Origin of the sequence: Polaromonas potterensis (genome assembly GCF_033446725.1) — a bacterium.
Taxonomy (GTDB): Bacteria; Pseudomonadota; Gammaproteobacteria; order Burkholderiales; family Burkholderiaceae_C; genus Polaromonas.
The window spans coordinates 178,087-204,478 of record NZ_JAWQLX010000009.1 but is presented as its reverse complement, the minus strand read 5'-3'; the positions used below and the strand labels follow the sequence as shown (position 1 = coordinate 204,478).

Below are 26,392 nucleotides of genomic sequence, written 5' to 3'. Positions count from 1 at the left end.
CCTCCAGGCCTTGGCGGTGAATACCGCGCAGGCCTGGCCTTACAAACGTGGGCCGGCCAGCGTTTTGAAGTCCTGCGCATATCCCTTCAAGGTTTGAACCGCCTGGGCGCGTTGTGCGGCGCTGGTGCTGTTGTGCAGTGCGGCAAACGTTTTGCAGCTGTCGCGTGTCAGCCTGTCCTGGTAGCTGCGAAAGGCCGGATCGGGCGAGTTCAACGACCTTTCAAAATAGGCCCGGATCGCCGGCTGAGCCTGTTTGGCGGTGGCCGAGCTAGCGATGAGCGGCGCCAGCGTCTGCAAGGCGTCCTGCTGGCGGCGCTGGTGCTCCGCCAGCGACAGCTTGGCATCAAACACCGATTGCGCGAGATGGTGGCGAATCACCGCCAGCTGTTTGTCTTCCAGCGGGCCGTACAAGGTTTCCGCGCGGCTGACCGCCTTTTTCACACGTTTGTCGAGCAGGCTTTGCGGCGAGCCCTCCAGAAAGTCGCGTCTATAGGCCGTGTTGAGCTTGGAGAATTTGCGCTTCAGGTGGTCCAGTTGTTCCGGCGCCAAAGTGGTGGCCAGTTCGGTCAGGACTATTTCGCTGCGGTCCGAAATCGCCAGCAGTTTGCCGCGCACGTCCTCGACCAGGGCGCAGACCTGGGCCTCGTCCAGCTCGCCCGGCAGCAAGGATTGCCATTTTTTCAGAGCTTCGATGTAGGTCGGCAACTGGGTGTTGCGGTGCCATTGGTGCACCTGGACCAGCTCTTCCCGGACCTTGGTGGTTTGTGCATCGCTGAAATCAAAATAGCCGTCGAGTTGCCAATACGCCAACTCGTGCGCCTGGTTGTAGGCCATTTTTACCGCGCTGCAGGCTTGCAGCAAAACCAGCAGCGTCAGCAGGCCGATAATTCGCCAGGGTTTTCCAAATCGCGCAAAGCGCGCTCCCCCGAAAAAATGCACAGGAAATTTCATGGCCATTCCAGTTGATGTTGTCATCATGGCCGCGGGCAAAGGCACGCGGATGAAAAGCAAACTGCCCAAAGTGTTACACCGTTTGGGCGGTCGTGCGCTGCTCCAGCATGTGCTGGATTGTGTGGTGCAACTGTCGCCGCGCCAAGCGGTGGTGGTGACCGGCCATGGCGCGGCGCAGGTGGAAGCCGGGGTGGCTGTGGGTGGCGCCGGCGGGCTGGCCCTGTCTTTTGTGCGCCAGGAGCCGCAGCTGGGCACCGGTCACGCCGTGTTGCAGGCCGTGCCCTGCCTGCCTGACGACGGCATCACCCTGATCCTCAACGGCGATGTGCCGCTGATCGAAGCTGCCACCTTGCGCGGCCTGCTGGCCGATTGCGGCGGCTCACGCCTGGCGCTGCTGACCGTGGACATGCCCGACCCGAGCGGTTACGGCCGCATTATTCGCCAGGGCGAGGCGGTGCAAAGCATTGTGGAACACAAGGATGCCTCGGCGCAGCAACGCGAGATCCGTGAGATTTACACCGGCGTCATGGCCGTGCCGAATACACGCCTGAAAAACTGGCTGTCGCGCCTGGGCAATGACAACAGCCAGGGCGAGTATTACCTGACCGACATCGTCAAGCTGGCCGTGTTGGACGGCGCCGAGGTGGTCGCCACGCGTATCAGCGACAAGGTGCAGGTCGACGGGGTCAACAGCCCGCTGCAATTGGCCGAGCTGGAACGTGCATTTCAGTTGCGGCTGGCGACCCGGCTGATGGAGCAGGGTGTGCGTATCAGCGATCCAGCGCGTTTCGATGTGCGCGGCACGCTGACCTGCGGTCAGGACGTGGAGATTGATGTCAATTGCGTGTTTGAAGGCCAGGTCATCCTGGGCGACGACGTGCGCATAGGCGCCAACTGTTGCATCGCCAACGCCAGCATCGCCGCCGGCGCGGTGATTCATCCCTTCACCCATATCGATGGTGAAAAGCTCGGCGTGCAGGTTGGCGAGGGCGCGTTGATCGGCCCGTTTGCCCGGCTGCGCCCGGGCGCGCAACTGGGCGCCGAGGTGCACATCGGCAACTTTGTCGAGGTCAAAAACGCCACCTTGGCCAAAGGCGCCAAGGCCAACCATCTGGCCTACCTGGGCGATGCCACCGTGGGTGAACGTGTCAACTACGGCGCCGGCAGCATCACCGCCAACTACGACGGCGCCAACAAACACCGCACGGTGATCGAGGCCGATGTCCACATCGGCAGCAACTGCGTGCTGGTGGCGCCCGTGACCATAGGCGCGGGCGGCACCGTGGGCGGCGGCTCCACCATCACCAAAGACACGCCACCGGGCGCCTTGAGCGTGGCGCGCGGCAAGCAGGTGAGCCTGGCCAACTGGACGCGGCCGCAAAAGAAAAAGGCTTGATTCGCTATTCTTTTAATAGCTGATGATGTATGAAGGGTAAGGGCTACAGACTTTTTTAATGCCCAATAAAGCTTTTTTAGCTCTGAAGCACCTCGCGGGGGTCATCAGCGCAGGCCCGCCAGCGTCTTGACGCCGTCAGACCGGCAGCCCCTTGGCGCGTAACAGGGTATTGAAGCGTTCCGGGTCGGACGTGCCGGCGAGGTTGCTGGCGCGGATCAGCGCTTCTTTTTCCAGGTGCAGCTTCGCGCGCTGCAGCACCACGGCGGCTTCGGCGGCGGGGATGGCGATGACGCCATCGGCGTCACCCAGCATCAGGTCGCCCGGCAACACGGCCAGTCCGGCGCAGGCCACGGCTACGTTGATCTCGCCCGGACCTTCCTTGCTTGGGCCGCGATGGGTGTGGCCGCGCGCAAACACCGGCAATCCGCCTTCCGCCCATTCCAGACAGTCGCGCAGCGCGCCATCAATCACCAGCCCGCCCAGCTTGCGTGCCAGGCAGGTGGTGCGCATCAGTCCACCTATCAGCGCCTGCGTCAGGTCACCGCCGCCGTCGATCACCAGTACATCGCCGGGTTGCACCATCATCAGCGCCTTGTGGATCATCAGGTTGTCGCCGGGCCGCACCCGCACGGTGACGGCCGGCCCGCAGAGCACTGTGTCCAGGCGGCCGTGGTAACTGCGCAGGCCGGTGGCGCCCACGCTGCGGCCCATGCAGTCACCTGCCACTGCCACGGGAATGTGTCGAAACGCCTCGACCAGATCAGCGGGCAGGCTGTCTGCCCGCGGGTTGATGCGGTAGCCGGGCGGCCAGGACATGGGTGTGGCGGTTGAGAGGGCGGAAGGTGTGGATGTTGTCATGGTGAATCCTGGTGGGGCAAATGGGGAAGCACCTGCGCATTGAGACAGGTGGCAGGGTCCGTCGGCAGGCCCTGCAAAAACGCCAGCACGGTGTGTGCGGCGCCGCGCGCCATGGCGTCCAGCGCGGCCGGGGTAGAGCCGCCCACATGCGGGGTCAGCACCACATTGGGCAGCGACAGCAGCGGGCTGTCCGGTGGCAGGGGTTCGGTGGCCATGGTGTCCAGTCCCGCCGCGCGCAGGTGGCCGTTTTGCAGCGCTTCAATCAGCGCCACTTCATCGACCACTTCGCCACGTGCGGTATTAATCAGGATGGCGCCACGGCGCATGCGTGCCAGGCGTGTCGCGTCCATCAGCCCTCGTGTGGCCGCTGTCAGCGGCACGTGCAGGCTCAGCACGTCGGCGGCTGCTATCACAGCGTCTGCCGAGGGCAGCAGGCCTACCTTTGCCAAAGCGGCAGGCAGTGCCGTCACGCCCGGGTCAAATGCCACCACCGGCATGCCCAGCGCCAGCGCCACGGCCGCCACGCGCTGGCCGACCTCGCCCATGCCCAGCAGGCCCAGTGTGCGGCCGTGCAGCTCCAGCCCGTCTTGCGCGCGCGACCAGCGGCCGGCGCGCAACTCGGTATCCATCCAGCTGATGCGGCGGGCCGCCGCGAACATCAGGCCCAATGTCATTTCTGCCACCGACTGCGCATTGGCCCCCGGTGTGACACACACCGGAATACGGCGCCGGGTGGCCGCCGCCACATCAATGTTGGACACGCCCACACCGTGTTTGCAGATGATGCGCAAGCTTGGGCAGGCCGCGATGTCGGCCGCCGTCAGCGCCACGGTGCGCGAGATCACGGCGTCGATGGACTCGGTGGCCAGCAACTGGCTCACCGCCGCGGCGTCGCTGCCTTGCGGCAGGTAAAACACGCGGCAACCAGCCTGCCGCAGTAAATCCGCGCCCGACGCGGCCAGGGTAGGCGCGGTGACGAAGATGGTGAAGCGCTGAGATGGCGCGGGCGTTTCCTGAACGCCCGGGGCTTCCAGGTGGGAGGTGGGCGCTGCCATGGGCATCACTCGATCTGGATCTTGGCCTGGCGCACCAGGTCGCCCCAACTGCGGTGCTCGCTGCGGATCAGCTCGGCAAACTGTTGTGTGCTGCGGCCGGTGGCGGCGCTGCTGCCTTCGGCGGCGAATTTGGCCAGCACGTCGGGCCGGGCCAGCACGCGGCTCACCTCGGCGTACATGCGTTCCAGAATGGCAGGCGGCACACCCGTGGGTGCCATCAGGCCAGACCAGGTCTGCGCATCAAAGTTGGCAAATCCTGACTCGGCCACCGTGGGCACGGCGGCCAGCGCCTCCAGGCGGGTGGGCGAGGTGACGGCCAGCGCGCGCAGGGTGCCTCCCTTGACCTGGCCCAGCACCGAGATCGAATTGCCGACGTAAAAGTCCACGTGACCGGCGCGCAAGTCATTCACGGCCGGGCCCGCGCCCTTGTAAGGCACGTTCAGCAGCTTGACGCCGGCGCGGCGCTCCAGCATTTCGATGGACAGGTGGCCCACGGTGCCGTTGCCGGCAAAGGCCACACGCATAGGCTCGGGATTTTTTTTGGCCTCGGCGATCAGATCGGCCAGTGTGCGAAACGGTGACTCCGCCCTGACGGTCACGACCATGGGTTGCGAGGCGACCAGCGCAATCGGCGCCAGGTCCTTCAAGGAGTCAAACGGCATCTTGGCGTAGAGCGATGGATTGATCGCCAGGTTCGCGGTTTGGCCAATACCGAAGGTATAACCATCGGGCTGCGCCTTGGCCACGGCGTCCAGGCCGATGTTGCCGGCTGCGCCAGCACGGTTTTCCACCACCAGCACCCAACCGGTGGCAGCGGTGATTTTTTCAGCCAGCATACGGCCCAGAAAGTCCGCGCTGCCGCCCGGTGGGAAGGGCACCACCAGGCGAATCGGGCGCTGCGGCCAGGTGCTGGCCGGCTGGGCCCAGGCGCTCGGGCTGGTCAGCGTGGCGACAGAGGCGGCGGCCGCCGCGGCAAGAAAAGTACGTCTATGGACCATGGTTGTCTCCTGGGGGCTTTTGAAAGCCGGATTTTTAAGGCTTGAGGGGGAAGTCGGTAAATTGTGGAAGCTCGAATTCATTCCGTCTATTTGATAATATTCATTTAATATTTTCTTTTAGTTATGAATTGATCATCACATGAACATCAACCTGCGTGATCTGGGCTACTTTGAAGTGGTGGCCGAGCTTGGCCACCTGGGTCAGGCTGCCGAGCGGCTGGGGCGCTCGCAGCCCGCGCTCAGCAAGTGCATGCAGCGCTTGGAGGCGTCTTTTGGCGCGCCGCTATTCAGCCGCGCCGGTCGGGGCATCCAGCTCACGGCCGTTGGCGAGGTGCTGCTGGCCAGGGCCCGGCTGCTGCGCGGCGCATCGGAAGAAGCGTTGCGCGAAGTCAGCGATTTTGCGCAGGGCCATGCCGGCCATGTGCGTATTGGCAGCGGACCGATTGCGGCCGACCACGTATTGCCCACGCTGTGCCAGTTGCTGTTGTCGGAGGCGCCCAGCACCACCATCGACATCACCGTGGGCCCCAGCATGGCGCTGCGCGAGCAACTGCGTGAGGGCAATATTGACCTGCTGATCGGCCTGGTGCCCACGCCCGATGCCTTGTTCCAGACACATCCCCTCTTCGAGGATGCCGCTGTGGTGGCCACCAGCCCCGATCACCCGGTGTTTGCGCTGCCGCAGATCACGTTGCAGGCCTTGCTTGCGTATGGCTGGGCGCTGCCGGCGGCGTCGATTCCCAGCCGCCAGTGGCTGGATGCGGTGTTCCAGTCGCGCGGCTTGGCGCTGCCACGGGTACAGATCAGCGCCAACTCGATCCCGCTGCTGCCGGCGCTCATTCGGCGCACCGGCTTGTTGAGTTTTGTCTCGCGCCGCACCTTGGGCCGCGGCAGCCACGGCGTCCTCAAGGAAGTGCCGCTGCCCGAAACCACCTTGCAGCGCACGCTGGGCGTGACCTATCGGCGCGACGGCTACCTCTCGCCCGCTGCGCGGCGGCTGCTGTCGCTGTTGCAGTCGCGCGGCGAAAGTTTGTTGGCCGATGCCGCAGCCCAAGGCGCGGGGTTAGTCTGATTGTGGGTGACTTGTTGCTATTGATTCGGTAGCTGATTGCGCCCGTCCCTATTGGGATAGAGGCAGATTTGGCTCAAATTTTGAGCGTTTGACGCTGAAAAAGGCCTTCACGTTGCGCACATTGGCGTCGCTGGTGAACAGCCGCTGCGCCAGCGCCAGATAAGCCGGCATGTCGCGCACATGCACCACCAGCACAAAGTCCGGCCCGGGCGAGACGCGGTAACACTGCTGCACGGCCGCGTCCTGCACCGCACGGGTTTCAAAGGCCTCGAGTTGCTCGGCGCCCTGGCGGTCCAGCGTGATCTCGGTGATGGCGGTCAGCCCATGGCCCAGGGTGGCGGCCATCTTTTCCAGCGACAACACGGCGATTTGCCGCTCGATCAAGCCGGCCTTCTGCAGACGCTTGATGCGCCGCAAACAAGTGGGCGGTGAAACATGCACCAGCGCGGCCAGCGCCTGGTTGGACAGCGAGGCGTCACGCTGCAACTGGTCCAGGATACGTATGTCGGCGATGTCCAGCACCAAGCCGGGTGGGGTGGTTTGTGAATTCATTCGCGATATATTTGGTGAATATGAAATATATCGATATTCATGATAATTTGTGAAATTAAATTACAAAAATAAAACAATTTAGACCATTTATTTTTCATTGGGCTCACTACCATCAGCACTCGTTTTCAATAAAGGCTCATCATGTGTGGCATCGTCGCTTCAGTTTCCACCCGCAATATTGTTCCCATCCTGGTGCAAGGCCTGCAAAGGCTGGAGTACCGCGGTTATGACTCCTGCGGCGTCGCGGTGTATGCCGACGGCCTGAAACGCGCGCGCAGCACCTCGCGCGTGGCGGAGTTGATGGCGCAGGTGAGCGCAGACAAACTTGAAAGCGGCACCGGCATTGCCCACACCCGTTGGGCCACCCACGGCGCGCCAGCGGTGCACAATGCCCATCCCCATTTCAGCCATGGCGCCGGCGACGCCGCCCTCAAGCCCGGCAAGGTGGCGCTGGTGCACAACGGCATCATTGAAAACCACGACGAATTGCGCGCTGCGTTGCAGGCCAAAGGGTATGTATTCGTCAGCCAGACCGACACCGAAGTGATCGTGCACCTGATGGACAGCCTGTACGAAGGCGATTTGTTCGAAGCGCTCAAGGCCACCACGCGCCAGTTGCATGGCGCTTACGCGATTGCCGCATTTTGCAAGGATGAGCCACACCGCGTGGTGGGCGCGCGCGCGGGGTCACCCCTGATCCTGGGTGTGGGCAAAGAGGGCGGCGAAAACTTCCTGGCCAGCGATGCGATGGCGCTGGCCGGCGTGACCGACCAGATTTTGTATCTGGAAGAAGGCGACCTGGTGGATATGCAGCTCGGCAAATACTGGGTCATCGACCGCGACCATAAGGCCGTGCAGCGCGAGGTCAAAACCGTGCAGGCGCACAGCGGCGCCGCCGAACTCGGCCCTTACCGTCATTACATGCAGAAAGAAATTTTCGAGCAGCCGCGCGCCATCGGCGACACGCTGGAAGGCATCAAAGGCATCACGCCCGAGCTGTTCGGTGACGAGGCTTTCCGTGTCTTCAAGGACATCGATTCGGTGCTCATCCTGGCTTGCGGCACCAGTTATTACAGCGGCTGCGTAGCCAAGTATTGGCTTGAATCCATTGCCGGCATCCCGACCCAAGTGGAAGTCGCCAGCGAATACCGTTATCGCACCTCGGTGCCCAATCCGAAATCGCTGGTGGTCACCATCACACAAAGCGGGGAAACGGCCGACACGCTGGCCGCGCTGCGCCACGCCCAGTCGCTGGGCATGAAACACACGCTGACGATTTGCAACGTGGCTACCTCCGCCATGGTGCGTGAGTGCAAGTTGGCTTACATCACCCGTGCCGGCGTCGAGATCGGTGTGGCGTCCACCAAGGCGTTCACGACGCAACTGGCAGGCCTGTTTTTACTGACCTTGGCGCTGGCACAAAGCAAGGGCCGGCTCAGCGAGGACGAAGAAGCCGCCCACCTCAAAGCCATGCGCCACCTGCCGGCGGCCCTGCAAGCCGTGCTGGCGCTGGAGCCGCAAGTCATCAGCTGGGCCGAAGACTTTGCCAGGATGGAAAACGCGCTCTTTCTGGGCCGTGGCCTGCATTACCCGATCGCGTTGGAAGGCGCGCTCAAGCTCAAGGAAATCAGCTACATCCACGCCGAGGCCTACCCGGCCGGCGAACTCAAACACGGCCCGCTGGCCCTGGTGACCAGCGCCATGCCTGTGGTGACGGTGGCGCCCAACGATGCGCTGCTGGAAAAGCTCAAGAGCAACATGCAGGAAGTCCGCGCTCGCGGCGGCGTCTTGTACGTGCTGGCCGACGCCGACACCAAAATTGAAAGCAGCGAAGGCATCCACGTGATCCGTATGCCTGAACACTACGGCGCATTGAGCCCGTTGCTGCACGTGGTGCCGCTGCAATTGTTGGCTTATCACACAGCGGTTGCACGGGGAACCGATGTCGATAAACCGAGAAATTTGGCGAAATCAGTCACGGTGGAGTGAGTGATTTTTGGGGTGAGGGGGTGCTGTTCCGCGCAATTAAAGTCGTAAACAGTTTAATAAAGTCGTAAACACGGGTCTAGCATTCATGCGGGTTTGCAGGGCGTTGGATTTTGGAGACGATTTCCTAAAGTCGTAAACACACGGATCAAGAGCGCAACGCGAACGGCTCCTGCGCAAGGCGGATTCAACCGGTCGATGCAACGGTCTGGCTGAACATCTCAGCCGGAGTCTGGAAGTCGAGGGTCTTTCTAGGCCTCTCGTTCAATTGTCTCGCCAAAGCGTTGAGCTTGGTTTGTGAGTAGCTCGAGATGTCGATGCCCTTCGGCAGGTATTGCCTGAGCAAGCCGTTCGTGTTCTCGTTGCTTCCGCGTTGCCATGGACTCTGTGGATCACAGAAGTAGACCTGGATGTCTGTGGCGAGTGTGAATCGTTTGTGGCCAGCCATCTCTTTGCCTCGGTCCCATGTCAGCGACTTGTAGAGCTCTTGAGGAAGCTTGCGAGCGTTCTTGATCAAGGCGTTGATGACCGTCTCGGTGTCCTTGCCGCCAACTTTCACGAGCATGACGTACCGCGTCTGGCGCTCAACCAGTGTTGCGATCTGGCTGTTGTGGCTACCGAATAGCAGGTCTCCCTCCCAGTGACCTGGCACTGCGCGATCCTCGACGGATGCGGGCCGCTGGCTGATCGAGACAGCGCCAACGATCTGCCCATGAATGTCCGTTTTCTGCGTGTGATGTCGAGACCGACGCATGCCGCGTGTCCGTCTCAAATGCTGCAGCAATTCCTTCTTCAAGGCGCCACGCGCTTGAATGAAGAGGCTGCGGTAGATGGTCTCGTGTGACACGTGGTGGCTTTCGTCGCAGGGATAAGTATGCTTTAGCCATCCAGCAATTTTTCCCGATGACCACAGCCACCGATGCTTGTCGGTCACGACACGCGCCAAGGCTCTGTTCTCGACCAGTTTGCATTGTTTGGGACGAAGCGCACGATCCCAGGCGGCGCTGTCTGCTTCAGTGGCCCGGTAGTCCGATCGTCCGCCATTGCGCTTGATCTCGCGGCTGATGGTTGATGGCGCTCGCCCGAGCAGAGCAGCAATTGAACGAATCGATTGGCAGTTCACCACGGCACGCGAGATATCTTCCCTCTCAGCCAGAGTCAGCACCGTTGCGCAACGGCTGCGTGTCGGTGGCCGAATGCCACCAGTTCTGGACAGGATTCACTGCACCGATGTGTGTGAGCGATTGAACAGTTGGGCAATCTGATGGAGCGTCCAGCCTTCCTTCCGTCGCTCCCACATCAATGCCTTCTGGGCGTCCGTGTAGTAGGTTCGTGTCCGGTACTTCATCTGCAACACTCCTTCTGCTTACGCAGTTCTTAGTGTGTTGCATCGACCGGTTGAATCCGCCCTCGAAACCCGTCTTACTGCGCGGCCATTGGCGCCACCTCTGGCGGTCGTGGCAAATTTGAGCCGACACAGATAGTTCGGTTCGATGACTTCGCACAGGGCGGGCCAAGGCACGATGGCCTCCGTGGTCTTGAGGAACTCGTCGCGCCTTGTGGGTTTACGGCAATTCTCAGAGCTTTGATCTGCGGCCATGATCAGGGTTTGCTGCGTCATCAACCTGTAACGCCTCAAGTCCCTGGGACGTGCACCTTAATCAGTGTCGCCATGATGTTTGTTGTCCACAAGCAAAGGGGCATCAACGGCCAGTTCCTCCTGGCTCAACCATTCGACTGAGTCGAGTTTCAGGCGCGTTAGTTGCCTGAAGATCTCCATCAGATCGCTTTGTGTGGTGTCTTTGGACGCCCCTGACGTTAGCACCGCGCGCAGGGTTGCAGTTTCCCGATGCTGCTGTTTGCCAGCGACGACCTGGGCACATTGGATAGATGGCATCCGGATCACCAGCTCTTCCACGTTGCGCGGATAGATGAAGATTTCGCGCACCTTGACGCCTTGGCCTACTCGGCCTTGCAGCAGGCCGATGCGTTCCACCAGGCCATCCGGTGAATGAGTCAGTGCCTGTGCCACATCGCCTGTGCCAAAGCGTACCAGTGGCCAGCCGTGGTCCAGTGTGGTGACCACGATTTGGCCAGGCTCGCCCAAGGGCAGGGGGGTGCCGGTTTGCGGGTCGCAGATCTGGACAAGCCGATCCGGCTGAACCGTGTAACCCATTTGCCCTGGTTCTTCGTAGGCAATAAGCCCGAAGTCGCCGGTGGCATATGCTGCAAACGTCTGGATGGCGTACTTCTGCTCCAGCACGCGGCGCTTGCCCATCCAGTCGCCCAGTTCGCCGCCCAGCATCGCGGAGCGGACCTTCCATTGTGAAGGCAGGTCGTAGCCCATGCGCTCAAGCATCTCGACCAAGGTCACGAAGAAGGCGGTGGAAGCGCAAATGCATGTGATGCCCAGGTCCACAATGAGCTGTGCCTGCTGCTCGGCGCCGCCGGGCCCGCAGGGGATGAGCGTCGCCCCGGTGGATGCAATCCCTTCGTCCAGTAGAAGACCGGCCGGCACCAAGTGGTAGGACCATGTATTGAGCACGCGGTCACCCGGGCCGATGCCAGCTTGGCGGAACACGTGCGAGAAGCCGTGGCCGGTGTCGTCGTCGAACAACTGCGGCTCGTAGATCGGGCCTGGCGAGACGAACACGCGGCGGATGGATGCGTCATCGGCGGCCAGGAAGCCACCGAATGGCGGCGACTGGCGCTGCTTCTCCAGCAGCGCATCCTTGCTTGTAACGGCGAGCCGCGCAAGGTCGGCCGGGCCTTGGAGTTCTTGCGGCGTCATCTTCGCAAGCTCATAGACGGCGCGGATGGCGGGGGCGCGGTCGTAGGCGAATTGCTGCGAAGCGCGCAGTGCTTCGAATCGGTCGGTGGCGGGTAAGGTGTGCATGGTGTTGTCGGCTCAGTGGCCCGTGAAGCGCGGGGCGCGCTTTTCGTTAAAGGCGGCAAGACCTTCGTGGAGATCGGCGCTGTGCGCATGCACTTCGGAGGCCAGCAACTCCAGCCGCAGGGCGGTGTCCAGGGGCTGTTGCAATCCATCGTCGACCAGCGCTTTCATGCGGCGCAGGCCCAGGGGGCTCTTGGTAGCGATCTTGTCCGCGACGGCCTGTGCGGCGCTTTCGAGCTGGTCGTCGTCCACCACTTTGTTGACAAGCCCCGCCTCCACCAGTTCTGCAGCGTCCACGAAGTCGCCCGTGAAGAGAAGGTACTTGGCGCGCGTGGGGCCAATGACCCGCGGCAGGCGAACCGAGCCACCACCACCGGGGATCAGTCCGTAGTTGGCGTGCGCGTCGCCAATCTTGGCGCTGCGTGCCGCCAGCACGAGGTCACAGCAGAGCACCAGTTCCAGCCCGCCCGCCAGGGTGATGCCGTTCAGGGCGGCGATCACGGGTTTGGGAAAGCGATCGATGCGGTTCATGGTGGCCAGAACGCTGTCCAGAAAACCACTGGTGCCACTTTCGCCCGCTTGCGTCTTGACGTACTTGAGGTCGGCGCCAGCGCAGAAGGCACGGCCAGTGCCCGTCAATACGACAGACATCACGTCCGCACGGCGCTGTGCTTCGTTGAGTGCCTCGTCAATTCCCCGAAGCACTTCCGGGGTCAATGAGTTCATCGCCTCAGGCCGATTCAGGCGAATCCACATGGTGCCTTTTCGCACCTCTGTAATAACAACCGGTGCCGACATTTATTCTTCCTTGGTTACTTGCATGTTCATAGGTTGATTCTGCTTTCCCCTCGGTTTTCAGGGATCTGGGGTTTTCCATTACTAGATGGTTAATTAGTTTAACGTAGAGTAAAACTATTGAATTGACGGAACAATTTTTATGCAAAGTCAGACCAGCTCGCTCATGTCTCCGCTCTCGGGTATCAAGATCGTTGAGTTCGAGGGCATTGGCCCAGGGCCCTTGGCGGGGCTCATGTTGATGCAGATGGGGGCGAACGTGACCGTGGTCGGGCGACCCGGTGCTGGCGCATTGCCAGATGAACTAACGCCGAAGGACGGAGCGCTCTTGTCTCGCGGCAAGCGGCGTGTCACGTTGAATCTCAAGCGCGAAGAGGACCGAGCGCAGGCGCTGGACTTGGTTGCACAAAGCGACGGGCTGATCGAAGGCAGTCGCCCTGGTGTGATGGAGCGCCTGGGCCTGGGCCCCGACGTGTGTGGTGAACGCAACCCACGGCTTGTGTATGGGCGCATGACGGGCTGGGGGCAGGATGGGCCGCTGGCTCACGCAGCCGGGCACGACATGAACTATGTCGCCCTCACGGGGCTGATGTCGCTTACCGAGCGGCCGGGACACCCTCCCATGGTTCCGCCCACGGTGATCGGGGATGCCGCCGGTGCGCTCGGGTTTGCGTTTGGCATGGTGTCGGCGTTGCTTGGCGCCCGGAGCACGAGGCAGGGCTGCGTGGTCGACGGCGCCATCGTGGATGTGCTGGCCATGCTGTCGCCGCTCGTGCAACTTATCCGCCAAGGCGGTGGCCTGGAAGGCAGTGAATCGAGTGTTTTCCATGACTCGCCTTTCTACGACCGTTATCTGTGCAGCGACGGCCGCTACATCACGGTCGGTGCGATCGAGCCCCAGTTCTATGCCTTGCTGTTGGAGCAACTGGAGCTGACGGATGTGAACCCTGCACAGCAGATGGACAAGTCTTTATGGCCATCTCTCAAGAAGCGTATTGCACAGCGCTTTGCTTCGCAACCCAGTGCGTATTGGAGCGCGTTGATGGCGGGCACTGACAGCTGCTTTGCGCCGGTACTCAACATGGCTGAAGCCGCCTCTCACCCTCACAACGTGGCTCGTGGCTTGTATCGCGTAACTGCACAGGGCGATATCGAGACCGCGCGGGGAATGCGATTCCTGCCACTGTGCTGAGCAGGGAGTGTGGCTGCCAAGGGATTTCCCTAGGGTTTTGGTTTAAATTTTACTTTAGAGTAAAACAACTTTACCAATAGTAAATTTCTGGATGCCATGAATTACATGGATCCTGCCAAGGAGAAAAGACGATGGAAGATATCTATGTGGTCGGTGTAGGGATGACGCCCTTTGGGCGGCATCTGGACAAGGACATCAAGGCGCTCACGCGGGAAGCCGTTACCGCCGCCTTGGCGGATGCGGGTTTGCAAAAAGAAGACCTGGGCGCGGCCTTTTTTGGCAACACGTCCCAAGGCCATATGGATGGCCAGCACATGATTCGCGGGCAAATTGCGCTGCGGGCCATGGGCATTGGGCGCATTCCGGTGGTGAACATTGAAAACGCGTGCGCAAGTGGTTCGTCGGCGTTTGTGCTGGCCTGCAACCACCTCAAGTCCGGTGCCGGCGATGTCGCCTTGGCCGTCGGTGCGGAGAAGATGTTCGCAACGGACAAGCTCAAGATGTTCTCGGTGTTTGACAGCGCCTGGGATATCTCGCGTGCAGAAGCAATCCGCGCCGAGTTGATGAAGATGGGGCGTGATGTTGTGGTGCCCGAGGGCACCACCTCGCCCAAGCCCTACAGCGTCTTCATGGACGTGTATGCCGCGTTTGCACGGTCGCACATGCGCACCTTCGGGACGACGCAGCGCCAGTTGGCCGCCGTGTCGGCCAAGAACCATACACACTCCGTGCACAATCCGCTGTCGCAGTACCAAATGGCCTACAGCATTGAAGAGGTGCTGGCTGCGCCGCCCATTACCTACCCCTTGACGCTGCCCATGTGCTCCCCTGTGTCGGATGGTGGTGCGGCCGCCATCCTGTGCACGCGCTCGGCACTCAAGCGCCTGAACATCAGCGAAAAACGCGCCATCAAGGTCTTGGCGGCGGTGGTGCAAAGCGGCGCCGACCGCAGCGAAGACGACTACACCAACCACTGCACGGCTCTGGGTGCGCGCAAGGCGTATGAACTCGCAGGCGTTGGCCCCGCCGACGTCTCCGTGGCCGAAGTGCATGACGCCACGGCCATGGGCGAAATTATCCAGACGGAAAACCTCGGTTTCTGTAAATTTGGCATGGGCGGCGTGATTGCCGAACGCGGTGACACCCGGATCGGTGGCCGCATTCCCGTGAATCCTTCGGGCGGCTTGGAGTCCAGGGGGCACCCCGTGGGGGCGACCGGTCTTGCCCAGGTCTATGAGCTGGTCACCCAACTGCGCGGCGAGGCCGGGCCGCGGCAGGTGGCGGATGCACGGATCGCGCTGGCGGAAAACGGTGGCGGCCTGGAAGGCATTGAAGAAGCGGTCGCCTGCATCACCATCCTGGCGCGCTGAGCGCCGTATTGAACACGAGACACACACCATGGATATCAAGAACACTGTCGCCCTGGTTACGGGTGCCGCGTCGGGTCTGGGACTCGCCACCTGCAAGGCCCTGCTGGAGGCCGGCGCACGCGTCATGGCCGTTGATTTGGACGAGGAGCGCCTGGCCAGTGACGTGCTGACTTTGGGTGCGAACGTGCGCATCCAGAAGGTTGACGTGTCGGACGACGCCAGCGTGAAGGCCGCCGTGGATGCGGCGGTGGCTGCGTTCGGCGGGCTGCACGTGGTCGTGAACTGCGCGGGGATTCTGGGCCCGTGCAAGACGCTGTCAAAGGGCGAGCTCTTTCCGATGGACCTGTGGAACCGGGTGATCGCGATCAACCTGACCGGAACCTTCAACGTGATCCGCCATGCGTCGTTGGCGATGTCGCAGAATGAACCCAACGAAGACGGCGAACGGGGTGTCATCGTGAATACGTCATCTGGTGCGGCGTGGCAAGGCCAGATGGGCCAGGCTGCCTACAGCGCCAGCAAAGCGGCGGTCATTGGCATGACCTTGCCGGTGGCGCGCGATCTTGCCCAACACGGCATCCGCGTGGTGGCCGTTGCGCCCGGGCTTTTCGAGACCGCCATGTCCTCGGGCATGCCGCCCAAGGTGTCGCAGCACCTGATCGACAACGTCATCCTCTTTCCCAAGCGCATGGGTCAGGCGCCCGAGTTCGGCTCGCTGGTTCGGCACATTGTGGAAAACGCCTATTTGAATGCCACCACGCTCAGCCTGGATGCGGGTGTGCGCAGCTAGTCGGTCCTGCAAAGGTCTGAAGAAGGAAATTCGATGAACAAAGCCCAAAACGCAGAGCGGAGGCGCCCATGAACACTCCCATCCAGGGTCAGCGCGACGAGGTGGTGCTAACGGCGCGGAATCTGCTGTTGCAGTTCGGCGGAATTGTGGCGCTGAACGACGTGTCGATTGAGGTGCGCAAGGACGAGTTGCTGGCCATCATCGGTCCGAACGGGGCGGGCAAGTCGTCCCTGATGAATTGCCTCAGCGGTTTCTACCGCCCCAAGAAGGGTGAAATATCCCTGGCGGGACGCAACGTGCGCAACATGGCGGTCCACGACGTGGCGGCGCAGGGCCTGGCGCGCACCTTCCAGGGCACGCACATTTTCTCGGGCATGACCGTGATTGAGAACCTGATGGTGGGGCGCCACATGCACATGCGGACCAACCTGGTGCAGTCGTTCTTCCACTTCGGCCCGTCCAAACGCGAAGAAGTGTTGCACCGCGAGGCGGTGGAAGAAATCATCGAATTCCTTGAAATTGAATCCATCCGGCACGTGCCGGTGGGTAGCCTCGGCTACGGCCTGCGCAAGCGCGTGGACCTGGGCCGCGCGCTGGCCCAAGACCCGAAGATTTTGTTGATGGACGAGCCCATGGCCGGCATGAACACGGAAGAAAAGGAAGACCTGGCGCGCTTCATTCTGGACGTGCGCGAGGCAAAGCACATTCCCATCGTTTTGGTGGAACACGACATGGGGGTGGTGATGGACTTGGCAGACCGCATTGCGGTGCTGGACTTTGGACGCAAGATTGCCGATGGAACGCCCAAGGAAATCCAGGCCAACCCCGCCGTGCTCAAAGCCTACCTGGGGGAGGATTCCCAATGACACTCGAAATCGCGACCCTTCCCCAGTTGCTGCGCAAGCACGCGCGCACCAATCCCGAATGTCTTTCGCAACGCCACAAACAGCGCGGCATTTGGCGGGAGTACAGCTTTGCAGACGTGCAGCGCAACGTGCTAGAGCTTGCACTGGGTCTGCACCAGGCGGGAATCAAGGCGGGTGAAACCGTTGCCATCATCGGCGAGAACGAGCCCCAACACTATTGGGCCGAATTTGCGGCGCACGCCCTGGGCTGCAAGGTCGTCTCCATGTACCCGGACCTGACTGCGGATGAAGTGGCCTATCTGCTGGACGACAGCGAAGCCGTCATTCTTTTCGCGCAAGACCAGGAGCAGGTGGACAAGGGCCTCGATGTCCGGGCCAAGACGCCCAAGCTGCGCCACATTGTGTACTGGGACGACACCGGGATGTGGTCGTACAACGATCCTCTGCTGCATACCTTTGGTGCCATGCAGCAGCAGGGGCGTGAACTGCACCAGCGCGATGGCAGGGCGTATGACGCGTTCGTGGATGCGGGCGCGCCGGATGACATTGCGGTGCTGTCCTATACCTCCGGCACGACCGGACATCCCAAGGGCGTCATCCTCACGCACCGCTTTCTGATCGACAACGCCCAGCGGCTGATGGACTCCATGGACGTGCGGCCGGATATGGAGTATCTGAGCTACATCGCGCCATCCTGGGCCACCGAGCAGATATACGGCATCACCATGGGCCTGGGCTTGCCCATGGTCGTGAATTTCCCCGAAGGCCCGGAGCAGGTGTTGTCCAACATCCGTGAGTTGGCGGTCGAGGGCATGACGTTTGCACCGCGGCAATGGGAGAGCATGGCGTCCTCGGTGCAGGCGCATATGCTCGACGCCGGGCCCATCCGGCGCGGTGTCTACGAATGGGGCATGCGGGTTGGCCATACCGTCAACGTGGGCCGCCTGGACGGCAAGCCCATTGGCCTGTGGGACCGGATGTTGTTCCCCATCGCCAATGCGCTTGTTCTGCGCCCGCTGCGTGACCAGCTCGGTCTGACGCGGCTGCGCTGTGCCAGCTGCGGTGGCGCCACCATGGCGCCGGATATTTTTCGCATGTTCCATGCCATGGGCATACCCCTGCGCAACATCTACGGTTCCACTGAAACCGGCTTGCTGACCTGCCACCAGGGTGACCGCTTTGACCTGGAGACCGTAGGGCACTGGATGAAGGCGCACCCCGAGGCTGGCCCGGCGCTGGAGTGGCGCGTCAGCACGGACGGCGAGTTGCAGATTCGCGGCGGCACCACGTTCCTGGGCTACTACCGCAGGGAAGGTTCCGTGGAATCCAAGGTGAAGGATGGTTGGTACTACACCGGCGATGCCGTCACCAAGACAGAGCGCGGAGAACTGGTCTTCCTGGAGCGGCTGTCCGATCTCAAGCGCTTGCAGGGTGGCGAAACCTTCCCGCCGCAGTTCGTCGAGACACGCCTTCGGTTCAGCCCTTTCATCAAGGACATCATGACGGTAGGAGACGAGACGCGGGCATTCGTGGCCGCACTCATCAACATCGACATGGCCGTTCTGTCGCGTTGGGCAGAAGACAAGCGGATTGGGTTTTCCACCTTCACCGATCTGTCGCAGCGACCGGAGGTTGCCGCCTTGCTGGGCCGAGAAATAGCCCGTGTGAACCAGTTCCTGCCGGTGCATGCGCGGGTCAAGCGGTTCGCCAATTTTCCAAAGGAACTGGACCCGGACGAGGGCGAGTTGACACGCTCCAGAAAGTTGCGCCGCGAGTTCCTGGAAGTGCGCTACGCCACGCTGATCAACGGTTTGTATGACGCTTCGCGCGAAGTGCGCATCGACATTCCTGTGACCTACCAGGACGGTCGTCGCAGCAACTTCGAGGCGCTGGTGTCCATTCACGACACCGACGCTCCGGGTTCGGACCATCTGGGTGCAGCCCGAAGCAAAGGACACAAATGATCGACTTTCTCAACTATCTGATCAACGGTGCACTGTCAGGGCTCTTGTATGCCTTGATCGCCATGGGCTTCGTGGTGATCTACCGTGCCTCCAAGGTTTTCAACTTTGCGCAAGGCGAATTGGTGGTATTTGGTGGCTACATGGTGTGGTGGACCATCATCCAGATGGGCCTTCCGCTGTGGGTCGGCTTGCCGATCGCGTTCATCAGCGCCGCATTCTTCGGCCTCATGATCGAGCGGATATTTTTCTCCCGTCTGGTTGGGGAGTCCATTTTCTCGATGGTGATGGTGACGATCGGCCTCCTGATTCTGATCCGGGGTGTCGTGCTGGTGCTCTTTGGTCCGCAGGTGCGCGCCTTCCCCATCATCTTTCCGCTGGAGCCGATCATCGTCAGCGATACCGTGATTTCCCGGTCGATGCTCTACGGCGGAATCCTGACCATCTTTATCGGCGTCGGACTCTCCTGGTTCTTCAACCGCACACGGGCCGGTTTGACCATGACGGCGGTGGCGGAAGACCACCAGGTGGCCATGTCCATGGGCATCTCGGTGCAGCGCTCCATCGCCTTTGCCTGGGTGCTGGGGTCTGTGCTGTCCACACTGGGGGCCATGGTCCATCTCAGCGGCCGCTCCATCAACATGATGAGCTCCGACATCGGCCTAGCGGCCTTGCCGGTGGCCCTGCTGGCCGGGCTGGAGTCCCTCGCGGGCTTGCTGCTGGCCGGTGTGCTGGTGGGGGTAGTGCAGGGCCTGGCATCGGCCTATCTCGATCCCCTGGTGGGTGGGTCGCTGGGGTCTGTCGTCCCTTTCATCATCATGTTGGTGATGCTGTTGATTCGTCCCACCGGCATGTTCGGTTGGAAAACCATTGAAAGGGTATGAGCATGGATCCCGCAGGTGTATTCGCGACGTCGTTCGCCAAAGATCAAGCCCTGATTCGCACGCGCAACCAGGCGGTGGCGCTGGGCTTGCTTCTCATCGCGCTGTTTGCGCTGCCCTTGTACAGCGAAATCCGCTGGGTGGCGATCATGACCTCCATGCTAGTCACCGCAGTGGTGGTCATGGGGCTGCAGATCAATACCGGCCTGGCCGGTCAAATCAACCTGGGCCAGGCTGCGTTCATGGGGGTCGGTGCGTATGCAACGGCGCTCCTGGCCACGAAGGGCAACCTGCCGTTCTGGCTGGCCTTACCCATCGGTGGGCTGTGCGCCGCGCTGTTTGGACTGGTGTTCGGCCTGGCCGCCATGCGCATCAAGGGGTTCTACCTCGCGCTGACGACGATTGCCGCGCAGATACTGTTCCACTTCTTCGTGCTCAATCTGCCTGCCAACTGGCTGGGCGGCTCGAACGGCATCTCGGTAGAACCTGCGCAGCTTTTTGGCTTCGCCTTCAATACCGATGCCCGCATCTACTACCTGTGTCTGGTGGTGGCGGTCATCATGATTGCGGGTGCCTACGGCGTCGCACGCAGCCGCCACGGCCGGATTTTTGCCGCCGTGCGGGACGACGATGTGGCCTCGGGCATGATGGGCATCAACGTCGTGCGTACCAAGGTTCTGGCCTTTTTGCTGGGTGCGTTCTATGCGGGCATCGGTGGCGGCCTGTGGGCTTATTACATCCGATTCGTGGCGATTGACCAATTCACCCTCATCCATTCGATCTGGTTCATTGCCATGATCATCGTGGGCGGTATGGGGTCGGTGACGGGTGCCCTGATCGGTGTGGCGGTCATCCGCACGATTCAGGAGTCGATCACCATCGTAGGCCCTTCACTGGTCGAGAATTTTTCCTTCTTGAGCGGAGACATTGTCTTCGCTGTGATGAATATTTTTCTGGGTGGAATCATCGCGGGCTTCCTGATTTTTGAGCCGCGCGGCCTGATGCACCGGTGGAACATCATCAAGCGGTCCTACCGCATGTGGCCCTACCCCTACTGATCCTTAAACTTTTTTTCTGGGGCCGCCCTGTGCGCTGGGGGATGGCTGATTCGTTGCAAAGCGTTACTACATAGGAGACTGATATGAAAACGAAGCAAGCAAGCTTGAAGGTACTGTCCAAATTGGCGCGATGCGGTGCCCTGATGGCAGCGGCCCTGTGCGTGGGTGGCACGGCACAGGCGCAACAGGTCACCACGTACAACGTGGCAGGCCTGGCAGACTTTACCGGCCCCTACGCCAATATCATGAAGGATGTGACCGGCTGCCGTCGCGCGGTGCTCGACTGGTGGAGCGAAGAGGTGGGCAAGTCCCTTGGTGTGGCACTGCGGATCAAAGAGTTCGACACCCGCTACGACGTGGCCCAGGTGGCCAGCCTGTGGCCAGGGATCAAGTCGGAACTCAACCCGGTGGTCATTTTGGGTGTGGGCGGTGTGGACACCAATGCGCTGCAGCAGCGCCTGCCCAATGACAAGGTGCCTCTGATCCTAGGCACAGCGGGCTATGGCTTCGCGTGGAAGAGTGACAACTGGGTGTTCAATGCCCGTGCAACCTATCCGCACGAAGCGGCTGCCTTCTTTGCGTGGATGCAGAAGAAGTCGGGCTCCACCGGGCCCCTCAAGATCGGTGTGATTTCGTCGGAAGTGTCCCCAGCCTACGTGGACATCCACAAGGGCGTCGAGAAGTTCGCCAAGGACAACCCCAAGATCCTCGAAGTGGTCGAAACGATCTACACCGAAGCCCAACCGACCGACTTGACCCAGCAGGTCAACCGCTTGCTGCGCAAGGGCGCGACGGTGCTGCAGGTGTACACCAACACGGCATCGGTGGTGGCGACGCGCCGTGCTCTGCAGAGTCTAGGCAAGCCCAATATCCCCATCGTGGTGAGCGCCCACAACGGCTTGCAGTCGTCGGGCAAGGCGCTGGGTGACCTGAGCCAGATGGATGGCAACTACGAGGTCTACGGCATGGCCATGCCCGCGGAAGACGCAACGCCAGCACGGGCATTCTTCGACAAACTGCGCACCCAATACAAGGTGCAAGCCGAGTACACCTCGAACTGCATCATGGGCATGAGCCAGGCGATCATCGCGGTGCGTGCCGTGGAGCAGGCCGTCAAGGTCAAGGGCGCTGGCGGCGTGACGGGCGAAGCGGTCCGCACCGCCTTGTTGTCCACGCCGCTGCCGACCGAGCGCAGCTTCGGCATATTGCCCAACGTCAAGTTCAGCAATGAAGCACCGTTCCCGATCGAGGGCCTTGCCGTCAATATCGGCACCATCGAAAAAGGCAAGTACAAATTTGTCGACCACAACGTGCCGGTTCCTGTACTGAACAAGTGGTAATTGCAAACCGGCTTGGGTTTCGGGCAACTGAGGCCCAAGCCACCTCATCATTTGGAGCCATCCGTGCTTGAACTGAACAACGTTGAAGTCCTCTACAGCGACGTCATTCTTGCCGTCAAGGGCATTACCGCCAAGGTGCCCACCGGGCAGTGCGTGACCTTGCTGGGCGCCAATGGCGCCGGCAAAAGCACCACACTCAAGGCCATCTCCAACCTGGTCAAGACCGAAGACGGTCGTGTGACGGCTGGCAGTATTGCGTTTGACGGCGCGGACATCACCGGCGCCAACCCCCCTGAGGTCGTTCGCAAGGGGCTGGTGCACGTCATGGAGGGTCGCAAGGTTTTGCGCCACATGACGGTGGAGCAGAACCTGGTCGTGGGCGGCCACTTGGGCAGTGCCCGTGACGCCAAGGAGATGCTGGACGAGGTGTATGGCCGCATCAAGCGCCTGGCGGCCTTGCGCAACCGCACGGCGGGCTACCTGTCCGGCGGCGAGCAGCAATTGCTGGTGATTGGCCGGGCCCTGATGGCCAGGCCCAAGCTGGTGATGATTGACGAACCCTCGCTGGGCCTGGCCCCGCTGATGGTGGACGAGGTCTATGGCCTGCTGAGTGAGCTTAAGACCAGCGGCCTGACGCTGCTGATCGTGGAGCAAAACACCCGCGTCGCGCTGGACCTGGCCGACTATGGCTACGTGATGGAGAGCGGGCGGATCGTGTTGGAGGGCCCCTCCAGCAGCCTAAAGACCAACGAGGACGTGCGGGAGTTCTACCTCGGCCTGACGGTCGACGGGGAGCGCAAGAGCTTTCGCGAGATGAAACATTACCGCCGCCGCAAGCGCTGGCTGGGTTGACCGCGTTCGGTCCATCGCTTTCCCAATTTTCAAGAAAGAATTTATGAGCATCGTTTCCAATGCATTGCTGAGTGAGCAAGAGGTCATTATTCGGGAATCGGCCCGCCGCGTCGCGACCGAAGTGGTGGGCAGCACGGCGGCCGAGCGGGACCGCACGAGCGCCTGGCCGCACGCAGAAATCAAGGCCGTTGCCGACGTCGGCTTCATGGGCATGCTGGCACCGCAAGCGCACGGCGGCTCAGGGCTGTCCTTTGTGGAGTACTGCCTGGTGATTGAAGAGTTCGCCGCGGCCGACGGTGGTTTTGCCACCATCATGCACGTCCACAATTCCTCTGCGCACGTGTTGCACAGCTTCGGCACCGAAGCGCAAATGGCGCGCTATCTGCCCGATCTGGTCAGTGCCAAGCGCATTGGCGCCTTTTTGTTGTCCGAGCCCCATGCGGGTTCGGACACCTCCGCCATCCGCACCACCGCCAAGCGCGACGGCGATGCGTATGTGATCAATGGCAGCAAGCAATGGATCTCCAATGGCAGCGAAGCGGGCTTTGCGCTCATCGTGGCCGCGACGGCAGAGCCCGGCGCGCGCAACCGCTTCAGCCTGTTCATCGCGGACCCCGCAGAGCCCGGCTACCAGTGCTTGCGTATCGAAAACAAGATGGGCCAGCACACGGCCCACACGGCCCAGATTCAGCTGGACAACATGCGCGTGCCCGCCCAGAACATGATTGGCGAAGAAGGGCGCGGGTACGGTAAAGCCTTGTCGCTGCTGTCCGATGGGCGCATCGCCATTGCAGCGCTATCCATCGGCGTGGCCCGTGCGGCGCTGGAAGCGGCTATTCGCTACGCCAAGGAACGCGAGGCCTATGGAAAACCCCTAACTGAACTGCAGGCTGTCAGTTTCGACTTGGCTGAGATGGCCATGCAGGTCGAGGTGGCGCACCAGTACATGCTGTATGCCGCACGCCTGACGGATGCGGGGCTGCCAGCCGTCAAGGAGGCTGCCATCGCCAAACTCTATGCCAGCGAAATGGCGGAGAAGGTTTGCTCCGCGGCGCTGCAAGTCCATGGCGGCTACGGGTATGTCAATGACTTCCCGGTCGAGCGCTACTACCGCGATGTGCGCCTGACCAAGATCTACGAAGGCACGAGCCACATCCAGAAATTGATCATCGCTCGCAACATTCTGGCCGGCTGATTGGATCGGGCTTTCGTCGGCTGCCTGCCGGGGTTGCCCGTCCTATATCATTTGACCCTGCCAAGGATGCGGACGTCCGCAAGGAACACAATACTAATGAGCACGCAAATTGATCCAAAAACCAAGTCGCGACCGCGCGATCCCGTAAAGCGGTCGGGCAAGGGCGCGAAATGGAACAATGCGGTCACCGGAGCGGATGAGCAGTACCAGCTCAAAAAGCAGGCCGTCATTGCGGAAGCTTCGCGCGCGTTTGGCCGCCATGGCTACAAGAATGTGTCGCTGGACGAGATCGCCAAAACGCTCAACGTCACCAAACCTGCTCTTTACTACTATTTCAAGAATAAGCAGGAACTGGTCTACGAATGCCACGAGCTTGCCATGCAGTTGGGTGATCGTGTTCTGCAAGACGCGATCGCCTCCGAAAGCACTGGTTATGGCCGCATCACTGCATTCATGAAGAACTACATCTCCTTGCTGACGGATGAAATGGGGGCGCCGGCGATCCTTCAGGATTTCACCGTCATGTCTGAGGCGGATCAGAAAAAAATCACTTTGCGGCGGCGTAAATTCGACCAGGAACTGCGTAAAGTGCTTGAGGGTGGTGTTCAGGATGGCTCCATTGCCCCGTGCAACGTGAAGTTAGCGGTGTTCTGGTTCATGGGCGCTGTCAGCTCTATTACCCAATGGCTGCATATCGATGGCAGCCTTGGGAGTGCCGAAGTGGCCGACATTTTCATCGGCTTCCTTGCGCATGGTATTCGTCCCAATCAGGGGCTGTCTCCATCCAACCATTCGACTGGCGGTCAATGACGGGCCTTTGAAAAAGGGAGAGGACGAGGCTCCGCCCGGCGTTGCCACCGTCCGAAAATGTGCCCATGGGCAGTGGCGAAACGTCGTCTGAGCAGCCTCATCCCGAGGGCCCTACGGGTAGGGCGCAGTCTGGGTTATGTCGCATCCGCCCGCTATAGGGATGCTTCAGCACCACTGCGGGACCGCAAAGGATTAGGTGCGTGAATTCGGCGGCACGAACAGCCGCTAATTGGTCGACTGTGCCCGAGGTTCCGCCCTAGGGGCAGTGTCTCCGGGTTCCAGCGACTGGCTATGTCAGCAGTACCGACTGTTGGCGCCGTAACCAGCCGCGTTGTAGGTGCCGATGCGAATTTGACCAGGGGTGCCGACATTGACTGACCATGCGCCTTCGGCCTGTAGCCCGCAATCAGCCTTGATCATCTTGGGTTGATGGGTGATCAATGATTTTCAGCACCCTTGGTCAAATTCGCATCGGCAGCAACACTGCAGACCGAGAAAGGGAATGCTCGGCAGGGTGGAATGCGGCATCTAAATAGAGGATTTTCATCCTGTTTACGACTTTAACTTGGCGTGTTGTAGATTTGGTACGTCGCAAACCCGCATGGATGCTACGTGGCTGTTTACGACTTTAATTGCTCGGAATAGGTGCTGCTAGAAAGTGGTGGCCGTGTCCCCCATGGTTGAAGCAGATCTTCTGCGTCGCCCCGCCTGGGAAACACTGGCCCCCAAGAGCACCATAAGCTCCCGATGACTGCGTACGCCCAAATGCTGAAAGGCCCGGTACCGGTAGGTCAGGGCGGTGGTTGTGGAAATGCCCATTTCCTGGGCTGCTTCTTTGGTCGTCAGGCCCGAGAGCACGTGGGTGATGATCTGTCGCTCCCGGCCTGACAGCTTGGTCATGAGCTGCTCGTGCAGAGGGTGTTGGGCCAGTGGGCGTCGCGTGACCTCGACATGGCGCATGACGGCGATCGCGATCAGGCTGGCTTGCTGACCCAGCCAGTCGAAGTCGTCGGTGTCGTAGTCGGGATATGAAAAATTGCGATACAGGTTGAAGGCTACGCGGTAGCCATCAGGGAAGACGGCTAGCAGCGACAAGCGCTCGCGGATACCCGGCTCGCCATAACAAACACGGCGGTAGTTCTCGTTGGCGACCTCGTTCGCCAACTGGTGCCCTATCCACAACTGCAACTCTTTGGCGGGCTTGCACCGGGTCAGCCACACCATGTTCGAGTCCTGCTGGTCGAAGCCCAGGCGCATGTATTCCAGGGCCGTGAGGGTTGCCACTTCTCCGACGGCGCTGGCGCTGGATACGCGCTCCACCCGGCCGCTGCTGCGCAGCGCGAAGACCGTGCAATGGCTAACCGGCAGAACGGAACCCACCACGCGCAGCAGCGCGCCGGCAAAGTCGTCCGCACCAATGGCCTGCAGGAGTCCTGTGGTCAGGATCAGCGTCGATGATGGGATCTGCCTTGGTAATGAGAGCAGTTTCATTGAGGGTATTTCCGTCCTTATTTATTAGGA

The 26,392-nt window shown here is 61.2% G+C and carries 22 protein-coding genes and 2 pseudogenes; 14 read left to right on the top strand and 10 right to left on the bottom strand.

The window, feature by feature from the left end; all coding sequences use genetic code 11:
• Positions 1-39 precede the first annotated feature (39 nt).
• A complete protein-coding gene (locus R6254_RS16935; RefSeq protein WP_318408531.1) occupies positions 40-951 on the bottom strand; it encodes a DUF6279 family lipoprotein in 912 nt (303 codons plus the stop codon).
• On the opposite strand from R6254_RS16935, the gene glmU reads away from it, so the two are divergent.
• Positions 950-2,347, top strand: coding sequence for a bifunctional UDP-N-acetylglucosamine diphosphorylase/glucosamine-1-phosphate N-acetyltransferase GlmU (gene glmU / locus R6254_RS16930; RefSeq protein WP_318408530.1), 1,398 nt, complete (start codon positions 950-952; stop codon positions 2,345-2,347). The two genes, R6254_RS16935 and glmU, sit on opposite strands and share 2 nt — an antisense overlap.
• Before the next feature lie 135 nt (positions 2,348-2,482).
• Here the strand turns inward: glmU and R6254_RS16925 are convergent, their stop codons facing one another.
• From R6254_RS16925 to R6254_RS16915, 3 genes are read right to left on the bottom strand one after another with little or no spacing between them, the layout of a single operon-like run.
• A complete protein-coding gene (locus R6254_RS16925; RefSeq protein WP_318408529.1) occupies positions 2,483-3,205 on the bottom strand; it encodes an RraA family protein in 723 nt (240 codons plus the stop codon).
• A complete protein-coding gene (locus tag R6254_RS16920; protein WP_318408527.1) occupies positions 3,202-4,260 on the bottom strand; it encodes a hydroxyacid dehydrogenase in 1,059 nt (352 codons plus the stop codon). Before R6254_RS16920 ends, R6254_RS16925 begins: the two co-directional genes overlap by 4 nt.
• A gap of 5 nt (positions 4,261-4,265) precedes the next feature.
• Positions 4,266-5,258 carry a Bug family tripartite tricarboxylate transporter substrate binding protein gene (locus R6254_RS16915; RefSeq protein ID WP_318408526.1) on the bottom strand — a complete coding sequence of 331 codons (993 nt, stop codon included), beginning with the start codon at positions 5,256-5,258 and terminating at the stop codon, positions 4,266-4,268.
• 139 nt (positions 5,259-5,397) lie between these two features.
• Here R6254_RS16915 and R6254_RS16910 point away from each other — a divergent pair, with 139 nt between their 5' ends.
• Complete coding sequence (locus R6254_RS16910) at positions 5,398-6,330, top strand: LysR family transcriptional regulator (RefSeq protein ID WP_318408525.1); 933 nt, start codon at positions 5,398-5,400, stop codon at positions 6,328-6,330.
• A 48-nt stretch (positions 6,331-6,378) separates the two neighbouring features.
• On the opposite strand, the gene R6254_RS16905 is transcribed toward R6254_RS16910, so the two are convergent.
• Positions 6,379-6,882: an Lrp/AsnC family transcriptional regulator gene (locus R6254_RS16905; RefSeq protein WP_318408524.1), complete on the bottom strand. Its 504-nt coding sequence runs from the start codon at positions 6,880-6,882 to the stop codon at positions 6,379-6,381.
• Between the two features lie 141 nt (positions 6,883-7,023).
• Between R6254_RS16905 and glmS the strand changes: the two genes are divergently transcribed.
• Entirely contained in the window at positions 7,024-8,871 is a 1,848-nt protein-coding gene (gene glmS, locus R6254_RS16900; RefSeq protein WP_318408523.1) for a glutamine--fructose-6-phosphate transaminase (isomerizing), read from the top strand.
• Between the two features lie 184 nt (positions 8,872-9,055).
• Here glmS and R6254_RS16895 read toward each other — a convergent pair.
• The 4 genes and pseudogenes from R6254_RS16895 to R6254_RS16880 form a co-directional block, all read right to left on the bottom strand.
• Positions 9,056-10,216 (bottom strand): annotated as a pseudogene (locus R6254_RS16895) (IS30 family transposase).
• A 132-nt stretch (positions 10,217-10,348) separates the two neighbouring features.
• Positions 10,349-10,489: pseudogene (locus tag R6254_RS16890) on the bottom strand (IS5/IS1182 family transposase); the annotation flags it as partial.
• Positions 10,490-10,525: 36 nt separating this feature from the next.
• Entirely contained in the window at positions 10,526-11,764 is a 1,239-nt protein-coding gene (locus tag R6254_RS16885) for a phenylacetate--CoA ligase family protein (RefSeq protein WP_318408521.1), read from the bottom strand.
• A 12-nt stretch (positions 11,765-11,776) separates the two neighbouring features.
• Entirely contained in the window at positions 11,777-12,559 is a 783-nt protein-coding gene (locus R6254_RS16880; RefSeq protein ID WP_318408519.1) for an enoyl-CoA hydratase/isomerase family protein, read from the bottom strand.
• Positions 12,560-12,698: 139 nt separating this feature from the next.
• On the opposite strand from R6254_RS16880, the gene R6254_RS16875 reads away from it, so the two are divergent.
• From R6254_RS16875 to R6254_RS16825, 11 genes are all read left to right on the top strand, one after another.
• Complete coding sequence (locus R6254_RS16875; protein WP_318408518.1) at positions 12,699-13,748, top strand: CaiB/BaiF CoA transferase family protein; 1,050 nt, start codon at positions 12,699-12,701, stop codon at positions 13,746-13,748.
• 131 nt (positions 13,749-13,879) lie between these two features.
• Complete coding sequence (locus R6254_RS16870; RefSeq protein WP_318408517.1) at positions 13,880-15,118, top strand: thiolase family protein; 1,239 nt, start codon at positions 13,880-13,882, stop codon at positions 15,116-15,118.
• A gap of 28 nt (positions 15,119-15,146) precedes the next feature.
• Positions 15,147-15,908, top strand: a complete 762-nt coding sequence (locus R6254_RS16865; protein ID WP_318408516.1) for an SDR family NAD(P)-dependent oxidoreductase — start codon at positions 15,147-15,149, stop codon at positions 15,906-15,908.
• A 68-nt stretch (positions 15,909-15,976) separates the two neighbouring features.
• A complete protein-coding gene (locus R6254_RS16860; protein WP_318408515.1) occupies positions 15,977-16,774 on the top strand; it encodes an ABC transporter ATP-binding protein in 798 nt (265 codons plus the stop codon).
• Positions 16,771-18,738, top strand: a complete 1,968-nt coding sequence (locus R6254_RS16855) for an AMP-dependent synthetase/ligase (RefSeq protein WP_318408513.1) — start codon at positions 16,771-16,773, stop codon at positions 18,736-18,738. Before R6254_RS16860 ends, R6254_RS16855 begins: the two co-directional genes overlap by 4 nt.
• Positions 18,735-19,619, top strand: coding sequence for a branched-chain amino acid ABC transporter permease (locus R6254_RS16850; RefSeq protein ID WP_318408511.1), 885 nt, complete (start codon positions 18,735-18,737; stop codon positions 19,617-19,619). The genes R6254_RS16855 and R6254_RS16850 overlap by 4 nt, the downstream gene beginning before the upstream one ends.
• Positions 19,616-20,674, top strand: coding sequence for a branched-chain amino acid ABC transporter permease (locus tag R6254_RS16845; protein ID WP_318408509.1), 1,059 nt, complete (start codon positions 19,616-19,618; stop codon positions 20,672-20,674). Before R6254_RS16850 ends, R6254_RS16845 begins: the two co-directional genes overlap by 4 nt.
• Positions 20,675-20,757: 83 nt before the next feature.
• Positions 20,758-22,014: an ABC transporter substrate-binding protein gene (locus tag R6254_RS16840; protein ID WP_318408507.1), complete on the top strand. Its 1,257-nt coding sequence runs from the start codon at positions 20,758-20,760 to the stop codon at positions 22,012-22,014.
• A gap of 63 nt (positions 22,015-22,077) precedes the next feature.
• Complete coding sequence (locus R6254_RS16835; RefSeq protein ID WP_318408506.1) at positions 22,078-22,866, top strand: ABC transporter ATP-binding protein; 789 nt, start codon at positions 22,078-22,080, stop codon at positions 22,864-22,866.
• Between the two features lie 43 nt (positions 22,867-22,909).
• Complete coding sequence (locus R6254_RS16830) at positions 22,910-24,061, top strand: acyl-CoA dehydrogenase family protein (RefSeq protein WP_318408504.1); 1,152 nt, start codon at positions 22,910-22,912, stop codon at positions 24,059-24,061.
• Positions 24,062-24,157: 96 nt separating this feature from the next.
• Positions 24,158-24,871 (top strand): TetR/AcrR family transcriptional regulator, encoded by a 714-nt coding sequence (locus tag R6254_RS16825; RefSeq protein WP_318408502.1) that lies wholly within the window; start codon positions 24,158-24,160, stop codon positions 24,869-24,871.
• A 651-nt stretch (positions 24,872-25,522) separates the two neighbouring features.
• On the opposite strand, the gene R6254_RS16820 is transcribed toward R6254_RS16825, so the two are convergent.
• A complete protein-coding gene (locus tag R6254_RS16820; RefSeq protein ID WP_318408501.1) occupies positions 25,523-26,362 on the bottom strand; it encodes a helix-turn-helix transcriptional regulator in 840 nt (279 codons plus the stop codon).
• Between the last annotated feature and the right edge of the window lie 30 nt (positions 26,363-26,392).